General features: G+C 29.2%; 20 protein-coding genes. 3 read left to right on the top strand and 17 right to left on the bottom strand.

All coding sequences use genetic code 11. From position 1 onward, the window contains the following. Positions 1-28: 28 nt before the first annotated feature. Positions 29-760 (bottom strand): SGNH/GDSL hydrolase family protein, encoded by a 732-nt coding sequence (locus BET03_RS09155; RefSeq protein ID WP_120169589.1) that lies wholly within the window; start codon positions 758-760, stop codon positions 29-31. A gap of 242 nt (positions 761-1,002) precedes the next feature. Then, positions 1,003-1,518, bottom strand: coding sequence for a hypothetical protein (locus BET03_RS09150; RefSeq protein ID WP_120169587.1), 516 nt, complete (start codon positions 1,516-1,518; stop codon positions 1,003-1,005). A gap of 334 nt (positions 1,519-1,852) precedes the next feature. Here BET03_RS09150 and BET03_RS09145 point away from each other — a divergent pair, with 334 nt between their 5' ends. Beyond that, positions 1,853-2,476, top strand: a complete 624-nt coding sequence (locus BET03_RS09145) for an NlpC/P60 family protein (RefSeq protein ID WP_120169585.1) — start codon at positions 1,853-1,855, stop codon at positions 2,474-2,476. Between the two features lie 51 nt (positions 2,477-2,527). On the opposite strand, the gene BET03_RS09140 is transcribed toward BET03_RS09145, so the two are convergent. Next, the gene (locus BET03_RS09140) at positions 2,528-3,418 is read right to left on the bottom strand and encodes a hypothetical protein (RefSeq protein WP_120169583.1); all 891 of its coding nucleotides are present in this window, start codon (positions 3,416-3,418) and stop codon (positions 2,528-2,530) included. Positions 3,419-3,579: 161 nt separating this feature from the next. Next, positions 3,580-3,858 carry a hypothetical protein gene (locus tag BET03_RS09135; RefSeq protein WP_120169581.1) on the bottom strand — a complete coding sequence of 93 codons (279 nt, stop codon included), beginning with the start codon at positions 3,856-3,858 and terminating at the stop codon, positions 3,580-3,582. A gap of 502 nt (positions 3,859-4,360) precedes the next feature. On the opposite strand from BET03_RS09135, the gene BET03_RS09130 reads away from it, so the two are divergent. Further along, positions 4,361-5,563, top strand: a complete 1,203-nt coding sequence (locus BET03_RS09130) for an N-acetylmuramoyl-L-alanine amidase (protein ID WP_120169579.1) — start codon at positions 4,361-4,363, stop codon at positions 5,561-5,563. Positions 5,564-5,628: 65 nt separating this feature from the next. Here the strand turns inward: BET03_RS09130 and BET03_RS09125 are convergent, their stop codons facing one another. From BET03_RS09125 to BET03_RS09065, 13 genes are all read right to left on the bottom strand, one after another. Next, positions 5,629-6,783 (bottom strand): ABC transporter permease, encoded by a 1,155-nt coding sequence (locus BET03_RS09125; RefSeq protein WP_183108807.1) that lies wholly within the window; start codon positions 6,781-6,783, stop codon positions 5,629-5,631. Beyond that, a complete protein-coding gene (locus BET03_RS09120; protein ID WP_120169575.1) occupies positions 6,758-8,140 on the bottom strand; it encodes an ABC transporter permease in 1,383 nt (460 codons plus the stop codon). The genes BET03_RS09125 and BET03_RS09120 overlap by 26 nt, the downstream gene beginning before the upstream one ends. An 11-nt stretch (positions 8,141-8,151) precedes the next feature. Then, positions 8,152-9,087, bottom strand: a complete 936-nt coding sequence (locus BET03_RS09115) for an ABC transporter ATP-binding protein (RefSeq protein WP_120169573.1) — start codon at positions 9,085-9,087, stop codon at positions 8,152-8,154. Further along, a complete protein-coding gene (locus BET03_RS09110; protein WP_120169571.1) occupies positions 9,088-10,074 on the bottom strand; it encodes a hypothetical protein in 987 nt (328 codons plus the stop codon). A 136-nt stretch (positions 10,075-10,210) separates the two neighbouring features. Beyond that, positions 10,211-10,861, bottom strand: coding sequence for a response regulator transcription factor (locus BET03_RS09105; protein ID WP_120169569.1), 651 nt, complete (start codon positions 10,859-10,861; stop codon positions 10,211-10,213). Next, positions 10,854-12,026, bottom strand: a complete 1,173-nt coding sequence (locus tag BET03_RS09100; RefSeq protein ID WP_120169567.1) for a sensor histidine kinase — start codon at positions 12,024-12,026, stop codon at positions 10,854-10,856. Before BET03_RS09100 ends, BET03_RS09105 begins: the two co-directional genes overlap by 8 nt. A 244-nt stretch (positions 12,027-12,270) precedes the next feature. Next, positions 12,271-12,438, bottom strand: a complete 168-nt coding sequence (locus BET03_RS09095) for a XapX domain-containing protein (protein WP_120169565.1) — start codon at positions 12,436-12,438, stop codon at positions 12,271-12,273. A 138-nt stretch (positions 12,439-12,576) separates the two neighbouring features. After that, complete coding sequence (locus BET03_RS09090; RefSeq protein ID WP_279230374.1) at positions 12,577-14,892, bottom strand: ATP-dependent DNA helicase; 2,316 nt, start codon at positions 14,890-14,892, stop codon at positions 12,577-12,579. Positions 14,893-15,100: 208 nt separating this feature from the next. After that, complete coding sequence (locus BET03_RS09085; protein WP_207666059.1) at positions 15,101-15,355, bottom strand: YuzF family protein; 255 nt, start codon at positions 15,353-15,355, stop codon at positions 15,101-15,103. 161 nt (positions 15,356-15,516) lie between these two features. Then, positions 15,517-16,032 carry an arsinothricin resistance N-acetyltransferase ArsN1 family A gene (locus BET03_RS09080; RefSeq protein ID WP_243096904.1) on the bottom strand — a complete coding sequence of 172 codons (516 nt, stop codon included), beginning with the start codon at positions 16,030-16,032 and terminating at the stop codon, positions 15,517-15,519. Then, positions 16,025-16,852, bottom strand: a complete 828-nt coding sequence (gene arsM, locus BET03_RS09075) for an arsenite methyltransferase (RefSeq protein WP_120169561.1) — start codon at positions 16,850-16,852, stop codon at positions 16,025-16,027. Before arsM ends, BET03_RS09080 begins: the two co-directional genes overlap by 8 nt. 15 nt (positions 16,853-16,867) lie before the next feature. Continuing rightward, the gene (locus BET03_RS09070; RefSeq protein WP_120169559.1) at positions 16,868-17,311 is read right to left on the bottom strand and encodes a MarR family winged helix-turn-helix transcriptional regulator; all 444 of its coding nucleotides are present in this window, start codon (positions 17,309-17,311) and stop codon (positions 16,868-16,870) included. Positions 17,312-17,425: 114 nt separating this feature from the next. Beyond that, positions 17,426-17,749 (bottom strand): YbjQ family protein, encoded by a 324-nt coding sequence (locus BET03_RS09065; RefSeq protein ID WP_120169557.1) that lies wholly within the window; start codon positions 17,747-17,749, stop codon positions 17,426-17,428. A 185-nt stretch (positions 17,750-17,934) separates the two neighbouring features. On the opposite strand from BET03_RS09065, the gene BET03_RS09060 reads away from it, so the two are divergent. Continuing rightward, the gene (locus BET03_RS09060; protein ID WP_183108806.1) at positions 17,935-19,281 is read left to right on the top strand and encodes an FMN-binding glutamate synthase family protein; all 1,347 of its coding nucleotides are present in this window, start codon (positions 17,935-17,937) and stop codon (positions 19,279-19,281) included. Positions 19,282-19,283: the final 2 nt, after the last annotated feature.

The raw sequence follows: 19,283 nt of genomic DNA, 5'->3' as shown, positions 1-19,283 counted from the left end.
CCACTCTTTTGGCGGATGGAACACCATCTTATACGAAGTCAGGACACCCTCTTAATGTTTCAATGATTTCATTAGCATATATCTTTGCACCTTCTCCATTTATATGTACCCCATCTATTGTTAAATATAATTTTCTGTGCCTACTAATCTTTTCTGCCCATTTATTTTTTTTAGAAAATATCGGATCAATAAGCATTAATTTATAAAATCCACCTAGTAAATAATTTCCACTATCTACTCTTCTTAATTTTTCATCAAAGGCATCTCCAACATTTGCTATTTTACATTTATATTTTTTTGCAACTTCTTTAATACTCCTATTTATAACTGCACGTTTATTATTTAAATCTGAGTTTAAAACTTCTCCAATACAACTTAAGGTAGTTAATATTATCTCGGCATTTGTTATTTTTTTTATTTCTCTCATTTTATTTTCAAGAACCTCTTTAAAATTATTAATATCTGTTGGAATACTTCCTCTAGATCTTAACTTTTTTGCTGTCATTTTTAATAATAAACCTTGTTTCTCAAAATAAGGTATTATTATATCATTATGTCCCGCTTCAAATACAATGTAATTAAACTCTTCATTTTCAAGTAGAGACATAAGTCGATTGCTAATACCTAAAAGTGTATCTCCACCTAGTCCCTGATTTATGTGCAGATAATTAGGAAACTCTTTTTCTATATATTTAACATAGTTCACACCGGAGATACCTTCAGTTATACTATCACCCACATACAATATTTTCTTTTTCATTGTACACCTCCATATTTGTCGTGATTTCACCTAACGTTCTGGTGCTTAAGACGTCTCTGAACTGGACCCGAGAAGAATACTCCTTGTTGGAGCTTTGCTCCCAGCAAAGAGATGTTGTACCAATGGATTCGAGCCCAAAAGCGTACCTCTAAGGCGCCCTTTCTCAAACATCTTGTTATACGATGTTGGGAAAATAGCTACGTAGCCTTGCCACATTTCAATACAATAACACTATAATATTGTTATATTAAAAAACTAATAAGATACATTATTGGAATTATGATTACATTTGAAAACAAATTAGCAATTAATGTACCCTTGGTAATCTTAGAGATTTCAAATTTCTTCTTCAGTAGTAATAAGTTAACTAAAATTTCTATAAGTATAGATCCTATTAAAGCTACTGCAAAATATATAATAAAACTTTGTATGTCATCAAACTTCACTTCATTTCTACTAACCCAAGGAAACCAACATACTAGCCACCAGCCTCCATTATGTTTACTAGAAAGAAAAATGCCCGCAGCTCCACTTATTATATTAGCTAACAAAACTGATTTAGTAATAGGTGAATAAAATTTCTTATTTTCCAAATATCTACTTAAAAGAAACGTCTCTAGTACTAATACTAGGACTATCACTATCCAACCTGGGGGAAGAAAAATAAGTATTCCAAATGATACATTGAATAAAATAATGCTTTTCTTTTGCATTTTTTCTACCTCATCTCCTTTTACAACTATGTCTATTACATACATTGGCGATCACATTCACCTATCATAATACTTTCTTTAATTAAGGTATTCTTCAATAAGTTGTAAATCCCTCTATTTTTTTGTATCTGTGAAAATTAGGGACGGTTCTGTTTTTCAGTTTTAGGAAATAATGGTGAAAAAGAGAACCGTCCCGGTTTGCATTTATTATTTATTCCCCATTAAATAAGAAGAAATTTAAAATCCGAAAATGAAGCTTTTTATAAATTTTTTAAGATATAGTTGATTTTTTTGTACATTATCTCTTTTTATATAGTGAAAGTAAAATTAGTCGGCCGACTAGAAATCCTATTAAAAAAAGTGAAAGGAGAGAATTTTTATGGCTTTTACTGGTTATAAAAACGAAACATTATTAGCTGAAATTGAAAAATACACAAAATATCAATACAACGGTATTTCATTAGATGTTCCGTATCATTTAGGTGGCAAAAATACTGTAGAACAAATCACAAGCTATATTGATAATAATTATAATGGTGATGATACTTCTAGTTCTCAACTACAAAGTTTTATGGATAACAACACATCTGGCTGTGGGGTTGATTGTTCTGGATTTGTATATATTACATTAGATAATGCAACTAGTGGTGATTTTTCAAATGTTATAGGAGAATCTAGATATTATACAAATGTTGAGGATATGATTGAACATAGTACAGAAGTCACTGATATAAAAGATATTAGGCCAAATGATTTAATATTTTTTACAGGACATGTAGCTGTTATATATGAAGTGGAATATGCAAAAAATCCAGATACAGGATTATACGAACCTTGGAGAATTAACTATGCCCATTCCAGTAGGGGTGGAGTTGGTGGACCACATAAAGGATATATTATATTAACTGATATGAATGATCTAAGTAACTGTGAGTGGAGAGATAGTTCTTCAAGTTACCAGGATTATTTAGCTGATATATTTACTCATGTAGGAAGATGGTAAATTAAATCAATAGTAAGGAGTGGGTTTTTATTTTAAACCCATTCCTTATATTTACATACCTAAAAACAAACGAATATTACCTCTATTTTTTTGTTCATATATTATTTTTTTCTTATCATCTGTTATTTCAATATATTTACTTTCTATTCCATTGTAGTTATATATATTCATAATAACTATATCTCCATGCCAATAAAATTTTAAAGTTGATGCTAACTTTATGTTGTCTGAAGGTAAAGCATCAATTATAACTAAATTGCCTTTTGAAAACTCTTTATGTATATATTGAGGGAAAGTACGTATCAATCCAATATCAGAATGTAAAGATTTTTCGTATTTATTATTTAAATTTAAAGATTTTTCTATCATATATCCACTATAATACATTTTTGCTAATGTATTACCTACTTTCATATATTCAGGAGAAGGAAGAAGTGCATTTCCTAATCGATATAACTTGTTTGAAACAGTATAATATTTGTCTTTAAACTTTATTATGTTACGTCCCTTTACTTCTATCCTGTAAGCAGAATTGTCTTTGATGAAATCAAAAAAATATGGCTGAACATCAGGTAACCATTCACTTGCAATATAATAATTTGTAAGTGGATAGAAAATTTCTTTCAAATCAATCATTTTGAATAACTTAGTTTCTAATACATCTACTTTTTGATTTGTTACTGGATTAGAAATTATTACTTTATCCCATTCTTTAATATTTATCCATTTAAAACTTTCGTCATTTATATGACTTTTATATAATTTATCTCTTTCTTTTAATTTTTTATTTTCTTTTTTAAGTTCTTGTATTCTGCTTTTTAATTTTAAATTCTCCAATTCTAATTGATTAATTTTTTTTTCGTTTGATTTGTTATTTGAATTGATATTACAACTAGTTAAAGTTAGTATACTTATCAATATAAATAAAATTATTTTTTTCATTAAATTCCCCCTTTTTTTGTTGTCGGTGTCTTTTTTTCAACTCCACGCATTACTGTGTTATATTCTAAATTATTGCCTTCTCAGTAATCTTCAACTTGGGTTATCTTCATTACATCTGTATCGACCCCTTCAATAGGGTAATAAATTACTGAAGCTTATATTTATGAAATTAATTCAATAGTAACACCTTGAAAAGTGACGTATTTAGTATCTGTTTCTAATTTAGATGTTACACTATTCAAATTATACATATTCGTATATAAACTATTATCTTGCAATGTAATAATTATTTTCTCTTCATACATAACTACGCATTTTTCAAAACTAGCCTTAGTAGAATCAATCTCATTCCTTTTATCTACTATTATTGTTTTACTAATATTTGCTGATGAAGATAATGGCTTTGAAAGGATTATTTGAGTTGAATTATTAACTTTCATTTCTGAAATATCTTGTTTTATTTTTACCGTACTCCCTTATAATCAACATATGAATCATTAATTTGGTTTTCTAATACTAAATTAGAAAAAATGAAATAAAACATAATACGAAAACTTTAGATTTTTTTACAATGTATATTCCATATTTTGTTAATGCCTTAAAAGTATACTGTATATTCCGAAATAAGTCAAGAGATAAAAAGGAGAAATGTTTTACGATAAAACTCAGCATTTATAAATTATTGTTAAATGTTACTTTAATAATAATTTGAATTTTACTTAATATTAAAGAATGTAAACTATGGAAAATGGGGACGGTTCTATTTTTCAGTTTTGGAAAATAATGGTGAAAAGGAGAACCGTCCCGGTTTGCATAACTTGAGAAAAATGTCGAATTAGTCTAAGGGAAGGGTTTATTTTTTTTAATAGTATAAAAAAAAGTCAGTGACTATTCTATTAGTATGGATGTTTTTAAATATATTTATTTCAAGGGGGGACTTATATGAATTTTATTATTGATCCTGGTCATGGTAAGGATACACCTGGAAAAAGATTTAACGGTTTTTTTGAATATGAATTTAATTATGATGTTGCATATAGATTAAAATCATTACTTGAACCTTATGGCAAAGTAGTTCTTACTATGAAAGAGCCTACTCATCCATATCCTGAAACTACATCATATGGAAGAAGAGCAAACCTTCAACATAGATGTAATGTAGCGAATAGTGTTGAGGGTAAATCAATATTCATTTCTATCCATGCAAATGCCTATTCAGACCCTGATGTAAGTGGATATGAAATATATGTTTTTAGGAAGAGTGAAGAAAGATACGAAATTGCTAAATCTATAATGGAAGCAGCAAAAGAGATTCTAGGTATTGGAACTGAAATTAAGAATAGAGGAATAAAAGAAGCAAACTTTTATGTTCTTAGGCATACCAAAATGCCAGCTGTATTAATTGAACATGAATTTTATACTAATCCAGAAGGACGTAAAAAGTTAGAAGATGATAATTTTAGACAGAAATGTGCACAGCATATTTTTAAAGGGCTGTTAAATTATTTAGGTCTTGAAGGACAAGCTGAAGAAAAGACAGAAATACTAGGAGAAAGCAAAGCAACTTTAGAGCAAATGAAGGCTTGGGCCAAGAATAATAACGCTACAGAAAAATTTATTAATGCTGCAGAAATTTATGCAAAATATAATAAGCTTATAGGAATAAGAGCAGATGTACTTTACTGTCAAAGTGCAAAAGAGACCAATTTTGGAAAGTATACTGGAAAGGTTACTGAAGATATGAACAACTTTGCTGGAATAAAAACAAAAAATCCTAAGGGAGATAGAACAGAAGACCATGAAAGCTTTCCAACTATGGAAGATGGTATAAGGGCCCATTTTAATCATATAGCAGCTTATATAGGTGTTAATCCTATAGGAAAACCCCATGATAGATACTATCTTGTAAAAAACCTATCTTGGGCTGGTAGTATCAAATATGTTGAAGAATTAGGAGGTAAGTGGGCTCCTAACCCTGATTATGGGAAATCCATTGTAAGAGACTATCTTAAACCTCTAATCAATACTAAAGTTAATGTCATAGACTATGAAAAACTATATAATGATTGCTCGAAAGAAAATACGAAGCTAAAAAACACAATTAGAGAATTAGAAGAAGATCTAACAACTAAAAAAAATATGTAGAATATATTTTAACTAATATAAATAAGTAAATCAAAAAGAAACGCGAACCCGATTCGCGTTTCTTTTTATTCAAACTTTACTAGTTTTGTGCCAACTCCTAAAAATATAATACCCATCATAAATAAAACTAATGTTGGAAATAGAACTGATTCAAAACCTTGCCCATACATTGCAATCCTCTCCATGCCTTCAATTGCCCATTTTTGAGGTGTTATATTAGCAAGTGCCAAAAGTATTTTTGAATTAACTATTTCAAGTGGCCACATACATCCACCTAACATGGAAGTACTTGTTAAAACTACAGGCGTTATTGCTGATAGCTGTCCATGGGTTTTTACTATACCTGATAATAATAATCCCAATGAAGTTACAGAGAAAGTAAAACCAAATGCTACTAAAAGTATGCCTCCTATACTTGAGCCCCACTCTACCCTAAAAATATATTTACTAAAAAGTATTAATATACTTATTTGAACCATTCCAATTATTAAAGTATATACCATGTTACCTAACAATATTGAAAACTTTGACAATGGGGAAACTAACTGTCTTTGCCAAGTATTATATTTTCTTTCATTTAAAATTTCACCTATTCCAAAAACCATTGTATACATAGAAAAGAATAGCATTAATCCTATTACAAGATGTTTATAATTATCATATCTATTATTAGAACTATTGAAAATCTCTTTTTCTATCATTAGAGGTCTTCTATATTTTAGACCTTTACTCATTCTAGTATATGCTTTATTAAAAATCTCTATTTTATCTTCACTACCGTTTTCAGTAATATAATTAGTTATTATTTCTGCAATATTTATATTTCCAGCAATTTTAGCTGTAGTTTTAGATAAAAGATTTTCAAATATCATAAGTTCCCTATTTTCTTTGACCTTGAGTATGTTTAAGGTGGTCTTCTTACCATTTTTAATCTTTTCAGAAAAGTCATCTTCAATTATAACTGCACTTAATGCCTTATTTTCATCTACCATCTTTACTGCATCTTCATAATTTGCAAATTCATATTCAAATATTTCATCTTTACTTAGTTCATCTATTAATATTTGGGAATATTCAGTTTTATCTTTATCAACTATTAATATTTTAGGGCTATGACCTTGGGATAAAGTAAACCCAAATACTGTTGAAAAAACTAATGTCATAGCTATCATCATTAAAAAGAGCATCCACTCATTACGCAGTTTCATAATTCTCAGCATCAACACGCTCAACATAATAATACCTCTCTTTCTCCCTAAATAGGTATATTGAGATAAACATTAATCCAATTCCAATTAAAACTAATAATGCCAAGTACTTTAATATTTCCCCTATGCCATACCCCATCATTATTCTAAAATATGAATTTAAAGCAAGCCCGTTTATTGTTAAGTTACTTAAGAATCTAATAAACTTTGGAAGTACATCTATCGGAATAAAACTTCCTCCTACAAATGCCATTACCTGTATTATGCCTGATTCAAAGATGTTTGTCATTTTATAGTTTCCAACCTTATATGTTAATACTGCAATCAAAGTTCCTAAACCAGCTACTGCAAATGCAGCTAGTATACTTATAATAGTTACAATGTATATATTTCCCCAATTGGCCTTTAATACAAAGGTTGAAAATGTAACCATCACAAATATCTGAATAAGTGTAAAGGCAAGTATAGTAAAGAATTTTCCAACAAGTATTTTCCACCTGGATACCCCAGCTATAATCATCCTCTGATATGTTATATTATCTTTTTCTTCTAATAGAGATTTACCACCATATCCTGCTGAGAATAATATAAACATAGATGTCATTGCTGCTGAATAATAAGAAAAGCTTGATATTGGATTTCTTCCATTAAGGCTTTCATAAACAATTTCAGGTGAATTGTTACTAAGATTTACAGTTATATCATCTATTACATCATTCATATTATTAAATACCTTATCTATTACATCTTCCTCTAAAGCTGTTTCTATCAACACATTTTTACCTACTATTAATGTGGATGTCATATCTGTAAAGCTCTCCATTATACCATTTACTATCCTACCTTTAAAATTCATATCAGGATGAGTTATAACCTTAATTTCTACTTTATTTCTAAAGGGAGTTAAAAAATTTGTATACATGTCATAAATAAAATTTTCAGGAAGAATTACAATAGCTGATATTTTTTTACTATTTAACAGCTTTAGAGCTTCATCCTCCCTAACTATTTCATACTCTAAAAACTCTTTTATATCTTTATTGTCAAGAAAGTCTTTAAAAAAGATTTTTTCAATACTAAGTTCTTCTACTCCTTTCGAAATTTTTTCTAAATCTGATTTAGAAATATTTTCACTTACAATACCATTACTTAAAGAGTACCTAAAATCTTCAATTTCAGTGGCAATATTATATTTTTTAACTACTGCTATTTTTGTTTTACCTATGGAATCTTCACTTGTAAAAGTACCACCTAAAGCAAAACTTAAAATTGAAGTTAATATTATAGGCATCATAATCATAATAGCCAATGCTTTTTTATCACTTAACATTAATCTTAAGTCCTTAATTGCTATATCTAAAACTCTCATAATAAAGCCTCCTAATCCCTTAGGGATTTACCTGTAAGATGTAGAAATACTGTTTCCAGATTTGGTTTTTGTATATCAATTGATGTTATGCTGCTGTTGGTTGTACTTACCTCTGTTATAATATCTTTAAAGATTGTTTCACCATTTTCTGTACTAATAATAATCTCATCATCTAAAATATAAGCATCCTTTACAGATTCTATCCCCTTAATTTTTTCTACAACATCTTCTGAAAATTCATCAAACTTAAGACTTATCTTTTTTTGACCTTTTATAATATCTATTAACTCATCTTTAGTTCCCATGGCTATTATTTTCCCATTATCCATAATACTAATTCTTGAGCATACATACTCTACTTCTTCCATGTAATGACTTGTATATATAATTGTCATCCCCTGTTTATTCAGTTTTAGTACTGTATCTAAAATATGGTTTCTGGATTGAGGGTCTATACCAACCGTTGGCTCATCCATTATTAAAAGCTCAGGCTTATGCAAAAGTGCTGCACCAATATTTAACCTTCTTTTCATACCACCTGAATATTCATTAACCTTCTTTTTCAATTTATCCTTTAATCCTATTATTTCTGATACCTCATCTATCCTTTTATTTAAAAGCTTACCTCTTAATCCATATGAATGTCCCCAAAATTTTAAGTTGTTATATCCTGTTAAGTCAGGATACAGGGCTATATCCTGTGGTACAACTCCTAGCTTTTTCTGTATAATGGAAGGTTTTTTTACTATACTTTCTCCTTTGTAAAGTATCTCTCCAGATGTGGGTTTTATAAGGGTTGAAATCATTGAAATTGTTGTTGACTTTCCCGCTCCATTAGGCCCTAGTAAGCCAAATATTTCACCCTTATTTACTCTAAAACTAATATCATCAACGGCCTTTACATTTTTAAAATACTTTTTTAGATTCCTAATTTCTAATAAAGTCACCTACTTTTCCCCCTCTTTTTTTATAAAATCTTCAAATATAAAAGGTACTCCTTGCTCTATATTTTCTTCTTCAAGGGTGTTTTCATCTGTAAGCTTTGGAAAATCAAATTCTTGCTCCTTTTCAATTCCCCATCTTCTTATTTGAAAGTCTATTTCCTGTTCCTTTACATTTCCTTTCTTTGGATTATTAAATTTAATCTTTATCATTACATCTTCTTCTATAATATAGCCATCTATATCTATATATACATTATTTGTAAACTCTTTAATTTTACTATTTTCAATTGATTCTTTTGCAATTGTAAATAAGTCTTTTTCAGCTTCTATATTTTTATCTATAAACTCTTTAAGCTTTTCATCTTTAGACAAAATATCTATCCATTTATTTAATATATTCTTAATCTGATTTTGATTAAGTTTTATAGTCAAATGCTTTACTTTAACTTCACCATCTGGAGTAGATAGTACTGTATCTTCTCCCTTTAAAACATCCTTTTCATTTAAAACCTTTATCCACTGTTTTTTAATTTTTTGTCTACTTTCTTCACTTAAAGGCACGTCAGAATTTTTTTCAGTATTATTTTCAGCATTATTTTCTACTTCTTTTAAATCGTTTATTTTAAGATATTTCCCCATCATAGGCATTTTAATAAACATTTCTTCTCCATTTTTATAAAATGTTGAGTCAAAACCCATTCCGCCAAAGTTAAAATAATTTCTAGTAATTAATTTACCCTTCTCCCAATCAAAGGTCATCTCAGTTGATCCTTCAATCTCTTTAAAGTAATTTATTTTTTTTATTTGTTCAGGTGTTAGGCCTTCTAAGTTAAAATCATTTGTAATCTTCATTTCACTATAAAGTTTTCCCCTTTTTATTTCATCTGTTTTTTTAACTGCATCCTTATATGTTTTTAGGGTATTTTCACTACATCCAAAGGCTGAAACTAATAATATAATTAAAATAAATGGTACTAATAATCTCTTCATATATATCCTCCTTGTTTGTCTTTATTTACTTATATTGTATTATTTTCCATAAAGGGATTCTTCTATCTTATTTCACTTATTCTATTTTTACCTATGACTTTTTGCATAATAAAAAATAGCCACATAAGTGGCTTTACTAACTTAAACCATTTTTTACTGCAAATATTGCAAGCTGTGTTCTATCCCTTAATTCAAGCTTTCCTAAAATATTTGTAATATGGTTTTTAACTGTTCCTTCACTTAAATAAAGTTCTTTTGCAATCTCCTTATTATTTTTACCTTCACCTAAAAGCCTACATATATCCTTTTCCCTTTTTGTAAGCTTATCTACCCTTTTATCTATATCCTTTTCTAAACTTCCCTTAGCTAATTGTGAAAACTTATCTATAACCTTTGTAGCAACATCAGGCTGTATTAATGCTCCTCCATTATAAACAGTTTTTATAGCTTCAGCAATTTTATCTGGGTCAGCATCCTTTAAAAGATATCCAGATGCCCCATTCTTTAGTGCATCATATATATATTCATCATCATTAAAGGTAGTAAGTACAATTATTTTTGTTCTTGGAAAATCCCTTTTTATCCTTTTGGTAGCCTCTACTCCATTTACTTTAGGCATTTTAATATCCATTAAAACTATATCTGGATTAGTTTTTTTACAAACCATATATGCTTCATCTCCATCAAGTGCAATACCACAAACCTCTATTTCCTCCTTTTTACTTAAAACCATTTTAAGTCCCTCTGTTAATATCTTTTGATCATCAACAATGACAACCTTAATCAACTCTGTTCACCTCCAACGGCAAATATCCTTCTATTAAAAATCCTTTGTCTGAATGAAACTTAACTTCACCATTTATGTTCCTTACCCTTTCTTCCATCCCTTTAAGTCCAAAACCTTTCTCTATTTTTTTTATACCTATTCCATTATCCTTAATTTTAAAATTAACAGTTTTATATGTATACTCCAAATCTATTTTAACTTTACTGGCTTTACCATGTCTTACAGCATTAGTCAAAGATTCCTGTACAATTCTATATAAGGTAACATCTATTGTAGGACTAGTCTTTACAATTTTTCCTTTTATATTTAATTCTGCATTTATATTAGCTTTATTAGAAAAATCCTCTATTAACTCCTTTATAGATTCTACACCCTTTAATATTCTTTTTTCAGGCCTTAAAGTTTCAACAACTTCTCTAACCTTTCTTAATCCCTCCCGTGCCGTCTTTTTACTCCTTCCTATTAACTCCTTTGCCTTATCAATATCATCATTTATCATTAGCTCTGCCATTTCCATCTCCATTATTAAAGCTGTCATATTATGTCCTAAAGTGTCGTGTAAATCCCTTGCAATCCTATTTCTTTCCTCGATTATAGTAAGTCCTTCAATTTTATCAGCATACTCTTTTAGCTTTTTATGTGCCTTTATAAGCTGCTTATACAATTTATCTTGTTTTTCCTTTTCTTCTTTATAATATTGTGCAAAATGTGTAAGTACTAAAATAAATACATTTATAAGTGTAAAAAATGATATTTGGGAAATATTAGACAGATTTGTCTTATAATAAATTAAAAGTACATATTTAATTAGAGAGGTAACTACAGTTATAATCCCTATAATAAGGCTGTCCTTTTTCTTTAGGGTAAGGGAGGATTCTATTAATATTCCTATATAGAAGGTATGAAAAAAATAATTAATTAGAAACCTTGAATTATGTTCAAGATAATAAACTAAGGCTATATCTATAAAATATGAAAGACTATAAATCCTTTTATTTTTAAAAATTCTACCTCTTAATATCCCTATTAAAATATACAATATAAATATTAAGCTTAAAAGATATAATCTGCTTCCATGGGCATTTTCAAACATTATTGCACCAATAAATAATATAACAAGTGTTACAAGCTTAAATATATAAAACAACTTAACTCTATTATTCACCAAACCTCTCCCTTAATTTTTTCTATTCTATATTATTCATAATAGTTCTATATTATCTATAGAAAAACCTTTTTAAAAAAGAAAAAAGCGCCCATTAAAGGACGCAAAAATAAATAATACACCGTGATGAGAGAGGTTAAATATTTAAAAAAAGATGAACTGTATGCGTACAAATAATATTTATAATAGTATTTTGATATTTTGTCAAGAACAGATGGGTTTTGTCGAATAAATTTTCAACCTTTTATCTCAAATATTTAAGTATTATTTCATAAAATATATGACCAAGATATATACCTACAATACCTGTTATACCAGCTAATGATGGCGGTGCAGGTAATGGTAATCTAAAAAACTTAAATGCACAACCTAGAATAAACCCTGAAAGTAAACTTAGAAAAATTATTTTCATTTTTATTACCTCCTCTACTAGCAAATGTCCTTTGTCCACATATGTATTTTAATCCTTTATATCTATTTAGTAAACAATATTTTTTTGAAAAAAATGAAATAGTTTTTTATAAAAACCACAGTATTAATACTGTGGTTTTTATCTATTCCAAAATTTATTTAAATAATATGGAATATCTTTTTTATTTTTAATCCCAATATATGGAAACCATTCCCTTGGAAACAATCTTTCATAACTGGAATAACAAAAACGGTCATCGATTAATAAAACTACACCTTTATCCTTTTCTGAACGTATAACCCTTCCAGCCCCCTGAAGAACCTTATTCATTCCCGGATACATATATGAATATTGAAACCCTTTACCATTCACATCATTAAAATAATCCCTTATTATATCTCTTTCAAGGCATAACTGTGGAAGACCAACCCCTACAATAATTGCCCCTGAAAGCCTTTCACCCTTTAAATCTATTCCCTCTGAAAAGATTCCACCTAATACTGCAAACCCAACTAAAGTTTCTTTATAATCTGGCTTAAATTGTCTTAAAAATTCTTCCCGTTCTTCTTCTGTCATTGATGGAGCCTGTTCTATAAGTGAAAAATTAGGATATCTTTCCTTAAATATTTCTATTACTGAGGTCATATACTTATATGATGGAAAAAACACCATATAATTACCACTTTTCCCCTTTACTACTTCATTTATATATTCAGCTATATTTAAGTAGCTATTTTCCCTATCTTTATATCTAGTTGAAATATTACTAGCAATCATTAAGCATAAATTCTTCCTATCAAATGGGGAAGGAAGTCTCATTATATGGTCATCTTCTTTTCCCCCTAAAACATCTCTAAAATATTTAATAGGAGTAAGGGTTGCCGAAAAGAAAATGGCACTATTTCCCCTTTTTACAGCCTCTCCTAGTAAATATGATGGATCATGGCAAAATAATTTTAATTTAAAATCCTTATTAACTTTTTCAACATATGCTACATATCTTTCATCATAAAATTCAGCTATTCTCAAGAAAGCGTGGGCATCAAAGTAAAGTTGAAGTAATTCTTCATATCCGTCTACATCTTGATTTTTAGCAAGCCAATCCTCTGATTCTGTGATTAATTGTCTTAAATAACCATATATTCCTTCTGGCTCATCATCTAAAATATAATAATCTTTATTATCACATTTCTTTTTTAGTTTTAACATATAAGAATTTAATTTGCTTAGTATTTTAGCAATGTATTTATTTTTATCTTTAATTTTTCTTCTAACATCTAGAAAAGTCTTTTTATAAAGCTCAGCAGAGAACATTTCCCTTCCTCTGTCAACAAGGTTATGGGCCTCATCTACTAAAAATATATAATCTCCATCTCCCTCGTCAAAAAATCTCCTTAAATATACCCTAGGGTCAAATGCATAATTGTAGTCACATATAACCCCATCAGTCCAAATGGCAATATCTAATGAAAATTCAAAGGGACATACTCTATGTTTTTTAGCATACCTTTCTACAATCTCTCTAGTTATTAAATTCTCATTTTTTAATATATCTAATATTGCATCATTAACCCTATCAAAGTGTCCCTTGGCATATTCACATTTTTCAGGATTACAGTTTGACTCTTCCTTAAAACATATTTTATCCTTTGCAGTTAATGTTATAGTTTTAAATTTTAGACCATTATCATTTAAAATACAGAAGGTTTCTTCTGCAACCTGTCTAGTAATAGTTTTTGCTGTTAAATAAAATATTTTAGATGTGTAACCTTCCCCCATAGCCTTTACTGAAGGAAATACTGTAGATATAGTCTTTCCTATTCCCGTTGGTGCTTGTGCAAAAAGATTTTTTTCATCCACTATTGTTTTATAGACTGCAACTGCAAGTTTCCTTTGGCCCTTTCTATAGTTTTTAAAGGGAAACTCCAAACTCAAAATTGAATTGTTTCTCTTATTTACCCAACCCTTAACAAATTTAGCCCAATAGAGATATTTATCTAATAATTGATAGAAGAACTGTCTTAGCTCTTCAATACTATAATCTTTTTTAATCCTCTTTATTTCCTCTGTATCTAACTGAAAATAAGTAAGCTGAATACTTATTTTATCTAGATTATTTTGTGTTGCATAAATATATCCGTAACATTTTCCTTGAGCCCAATGGATTGGATTATAGTTTTCATCTATTAATTTAAGCTCTTTAGTTGTTGTCTTAATCTCATCGATTATTATATCTTCTACATCTTCAATAACTCCATCTACTCGTCCCTCTATGGTAAATTTAAAACCTTCATATTCAAACTGGTGTTTTACTGTAACCTCTGGAGTATAGTTTTCATCACTTGATTTCTGTAACTTTTGGTGTGCTTTTGTTCCTTCAAGTGCCCTACTTTTCCCCATAAATCTAGTATCTAAATCTCCTGAACGCATTACAAATTCAACTAAATTTCTCACTGACACCCTTATTTCATGTTCCATGTAAATCAAATCCTTTATAATAATTTAAAGTATATTATTATCTTCCTATCACAGCTTATATTATATCACTGTATATTTTTAATCTAAACTTTATTAATTTTTAATTTGTTGAATCTATTCCAGTTTAATAAAAATTAGCCAATCTATAGATATCTTATTCTATAGATTGGCTACTAAAAAATTTTTAAATTGGCATTATGTGAACAATTTGTTGTATACGCACAAAGAATCTAGAATCTCCATTATCAGATTTAACAACGATATGATCAGGTTTTACATCCATCAATACTCCATGTAAACTACCTCTAACCGTTTCTACAACAACATTTCTTCCCCTAATTGTTTCTAATGTCCTTATAACATATGGATCTACTAAGGTTACGTTTTGAGTAGACATTGTAGGATACATTGGCTTCATATCGTATGGATAGTTATTCATATCATCAACTCCTATATTATATTTTTGTCAATTTTATAATATGTACTGGCCATGTAGTTAGTTCCTATAGTATTAGTGAATATATTAATAATAAATTTTTTTATATAAAAAATTCGCTGACCTTTAACTACTGCTAAAGACCAACGAATTTTTAGAAAAAATCAATCTGTAAGAAGCTTTTCCATTATAGTTATATCAACCCAATTTCCATCTAACATCCCATGTCTTTTATATATGCCAACTTCTCTAAACCCCATTGATAAATACAACCCTTTTGCTGCTTTATTATGACTAATCATCTTTAAAACTAGCTTATAAAAACTTTCATTCTTAGCTGTTTTGATTAAATATCTCATTAATTTTTTACCTATCCCTTTTCCCCTCATACTTCCCTTGATATAAATTGAAATGTCTGCTATTCCTTTATAGCAGCATCTTGAATTATACTGATTTAATGAAGCCCAACCTAAAATTTTCCCTTCTGTATTTTCAATTACTATTACCTTATATTTCTCATTTCTTTTAACAAACCACTCTTCCATTTCTTCTTTTGTCCTTGGCCTTGTTTCTAGTGTAGCCATTCTATCTTCTATACCTTCATTATATATCTTAGTTATACTTGAAATATCATCTAAATTGGCTATCCTAGTCCTATATTTTTCCATTTTATTACTCATCCTTAACTCCCTTTATAATAGCACTTGCAAAAGCATTGTCTAAAAGCTCTATTTCTTCTTCACTAAAAATCTCATTTATATTTTCGTTAAACTTCTCTGCCATGTCTTTAATAAATCTTTTATCATAACTCTGGGCTTTTATAATTCTAACATTCTTGAATCCTACCTCTTTTAATATTTCTTTATACTCTGAAATACTTAATGCTCCTGCTATGCATCCTACCCACATTCCAACGCTTTCTACTAATTTTTTTGGTACTTCTTTAGTAGTTACAATATCTGCAATACATAGCCTTCCACCATTTTTTAAAACTCTATAGGCTTCTGAGATTGCTTTTTTCTTGTTTTCAGATAAGTTTATTACACAGTTTGATATTATAACATCTATAATGTTGTCTTCTAGGGGAATATCTTCAATATATCCCTTCATAAATTCAACATTTGTAACACCACTTTTTTCCTTATTTTTGTTTGCTAATTGAAGCATTTCATCAGTCATATCTAAACCATATACTTTACCATTTAATCCTACTTGTTTAGATACTTGTAATGCATCTATTCCTCCACCACTACCTAAATCTAATACGGTTTCTCCTTCTTTAATGTCTGCAAATATTATAGGGTTAGCACATCCTAATGATGCATTAACAGCCTCTTTAGGCAAATCCTTTATAGTTTCTTTTTCATAAAAAAGAGTTACATCCATAGGATTACTACAACAGCTTGGACCACATCCACATCCATTTGTTGAACCATTCAATACTTCTTTAGCTATACTTCCATAATATTTTTTAACATTTTTCTTTATGTCTGAATTCATTATAATCCCACTCCTTTAGCAACATTTATTTTGTTTTACAGAATTAATTAGAATATTAAGACTCTCTATAACTTGGTCTTTTTTATCATCTGGTATAGATTGAAATATTCTCTGGTAATAGTCATCCATATTTTTTTCTATATTTTTAAATATTCTTTTTCCCTTATCAGTTAGCATTATTTTTACAAATCTTCTATCATTCTCATCAGGTATTCTTTGGGCTAAATCTTCCTTTACTAGTCTATTAACTGTTCGACTTATTGTACTTTTGTCCAAATTAAGTATTGTGGCTAAATCGTTTAAAGAAATTTCTTTATGTTTTCCTATCTCAATAATAGTATGACATTGTGAAATAGTTACACCACAGCAAGTTGCTTCATCCTTTTCTAAAATTCCTAAATTTCTAACAAGTAACCTTACAAGTTCCCTTAAAAGATTTGCTTCTGTAAAATTTTTCATATTCTCACCTCAAATTAATTGTATCATGAAACAGTTGTATTTTGCAACTGTTTTCTAAAAAAATTATAAAATGTTATTCTTACAAGCTAAAAAGAGTAAATGGAAATTTTAAATTTAATTTTCATCCTCTACAACTACAGCTGTACCATATACTAGCATCTCTGCTGCTCCCTGCATAATTGCTGAAGTAGAAAAGCGAATATTTATTATAGCATTTGCACCTAATTTTTCTGCTTCCTTTACCATTTCATTAACAGCAAATTGTCTAGCTTCTGTAAACATTTCTTCATATTCCTTCATTTGTCCTCCAACTATATGTCTTAATCCTGATAAAATATCTTTTCCTATATGTTTAGCACGAATAGTATTCCCCTTAACTATACCTAATGTTTTTACAATCTTTTTGTTTGGAATATAGTCAGTATTTACAAGTATCATAACATCATCCTCCTATTTTCTATTTTTTAATATTATATGGTAATTTTTACCCTTATTTTCCTTATAGAAACTATAATAAAAAAAATAAACCATTATATACCATAGTTTTATTATGCAACAATAAATAAAAATTTACTCCAAACAAATACTATATTTAGTTATAAATTTTATTTGGAGGTGTTATTATGCTTAATTGGGCTTTACTTAAATTATTAGACCCTTTTTCAGATGATATAGTAAAGAAAATGTTTACTGAAGATTTTCCAGATAATCCGTATGTAATGGTAACTGCTAGCCAAAAGCTTACACCTAAAGCAATAGTAGAAGCAATGTTAAGGGCTGAAAGTGGTAAAGTATTAAAACTTCCATATGGAAGTCCTGTAGTTTTATCACCATGGAACAAAATTTTACTTAGTCCTAAACAGTTATTCCAACTTCCAACACCTAGTACTAGTAATGTTGACTCTGCTACTATAATAGGGCCAAATGCCAAAAAACCCCTTAAGCTTGATATTCCTATAATGATTACTGGTATGTCCTATGGAGGTTCTTTAAGTTTAAAGATGAAAATGGCTCTAGCTAAAGGTGCTGCAATGGTTGGAACATCAACAAATACAGGAGAATCTGCAGTAACCCATGAAGTAAGAGATAATGCAAAATATTTAATAGGTCAATATAATCGCGGAGGTTTACAGACTAGTCCTGAACTTTTAGGTCAGCTTGATGCAATAGAAGTACAACTAGGTCAAGGAGCATGGGGTGGAGCTGTTGAATCTACTATGGAATCTGAAAATATAGGTACTCATTTAAGGAAAATATGGCATATAAAAGATGGACAGGATTGCACAATTTATTCACGTATGCCCGGGGTAACTTCAACTCAGGATATTATAGATTTAGTAAACAACTTAAAGGAACAATATGATGTTCCTGTAGGAATAAAAATAGCTGGAACAGATTATATAGAATACGAACTTGAAGTTATTGCTAAGACAAATGCTGACTATATAGTAGTTGATGGTTCAGAAGGAGGTACAGCAGTTGCCCCTCCAACCCTTGAAGATAATGTAGGTTTACCTACCTTACATTCACTTGTTAGAACTATTAATTGGCTTGAAGAAAATAATGAAAGGGATAGATTTAGTGTCATAGCAGCCGGTGGTTTAACAACACCTGGTCATTTCCTAAAGGCTATTGCTTTAGGAGCAGATGCTGTCTATATTGGTTCTATTGCGGTTTTTGCAGCTATACAATGTGAAGCTATTAAAACCCTTCCTGAAGCACCACCTACTCAACTTTCTTTATATATAGGTAAATATACAGATAGGCTAAATGTAGATAAAGCAGCTAGGAATCTAGCTAACTTCTTAAAATCCTGCCTTGAAGAAATGAAATTAGCCGTTCAGGCTGTAGGAAAATATTCAATAAAAGAATTAAGTAAAGAGGATTTAGTTACTGTAGATAAGGAGTTAGCAGAGTTTATGGGAATAAGGTACGCTGTAAAGCCCCGCAGAGAACATGTATTAAGTTAATA

The organism is Thermohalobacter berrensis, from assembly GCF_003609645.1.
Classification (GTDB): domain Bacteria; phylum Bacillota; class Clostridia; order Tissierellales; family Thermohalobacteraceae; genus Thermohalobacter; species Thermohalobacter berrensis.
This window is presented reverse-complemented; position numbering and strand designations above follow the sequence as displayed.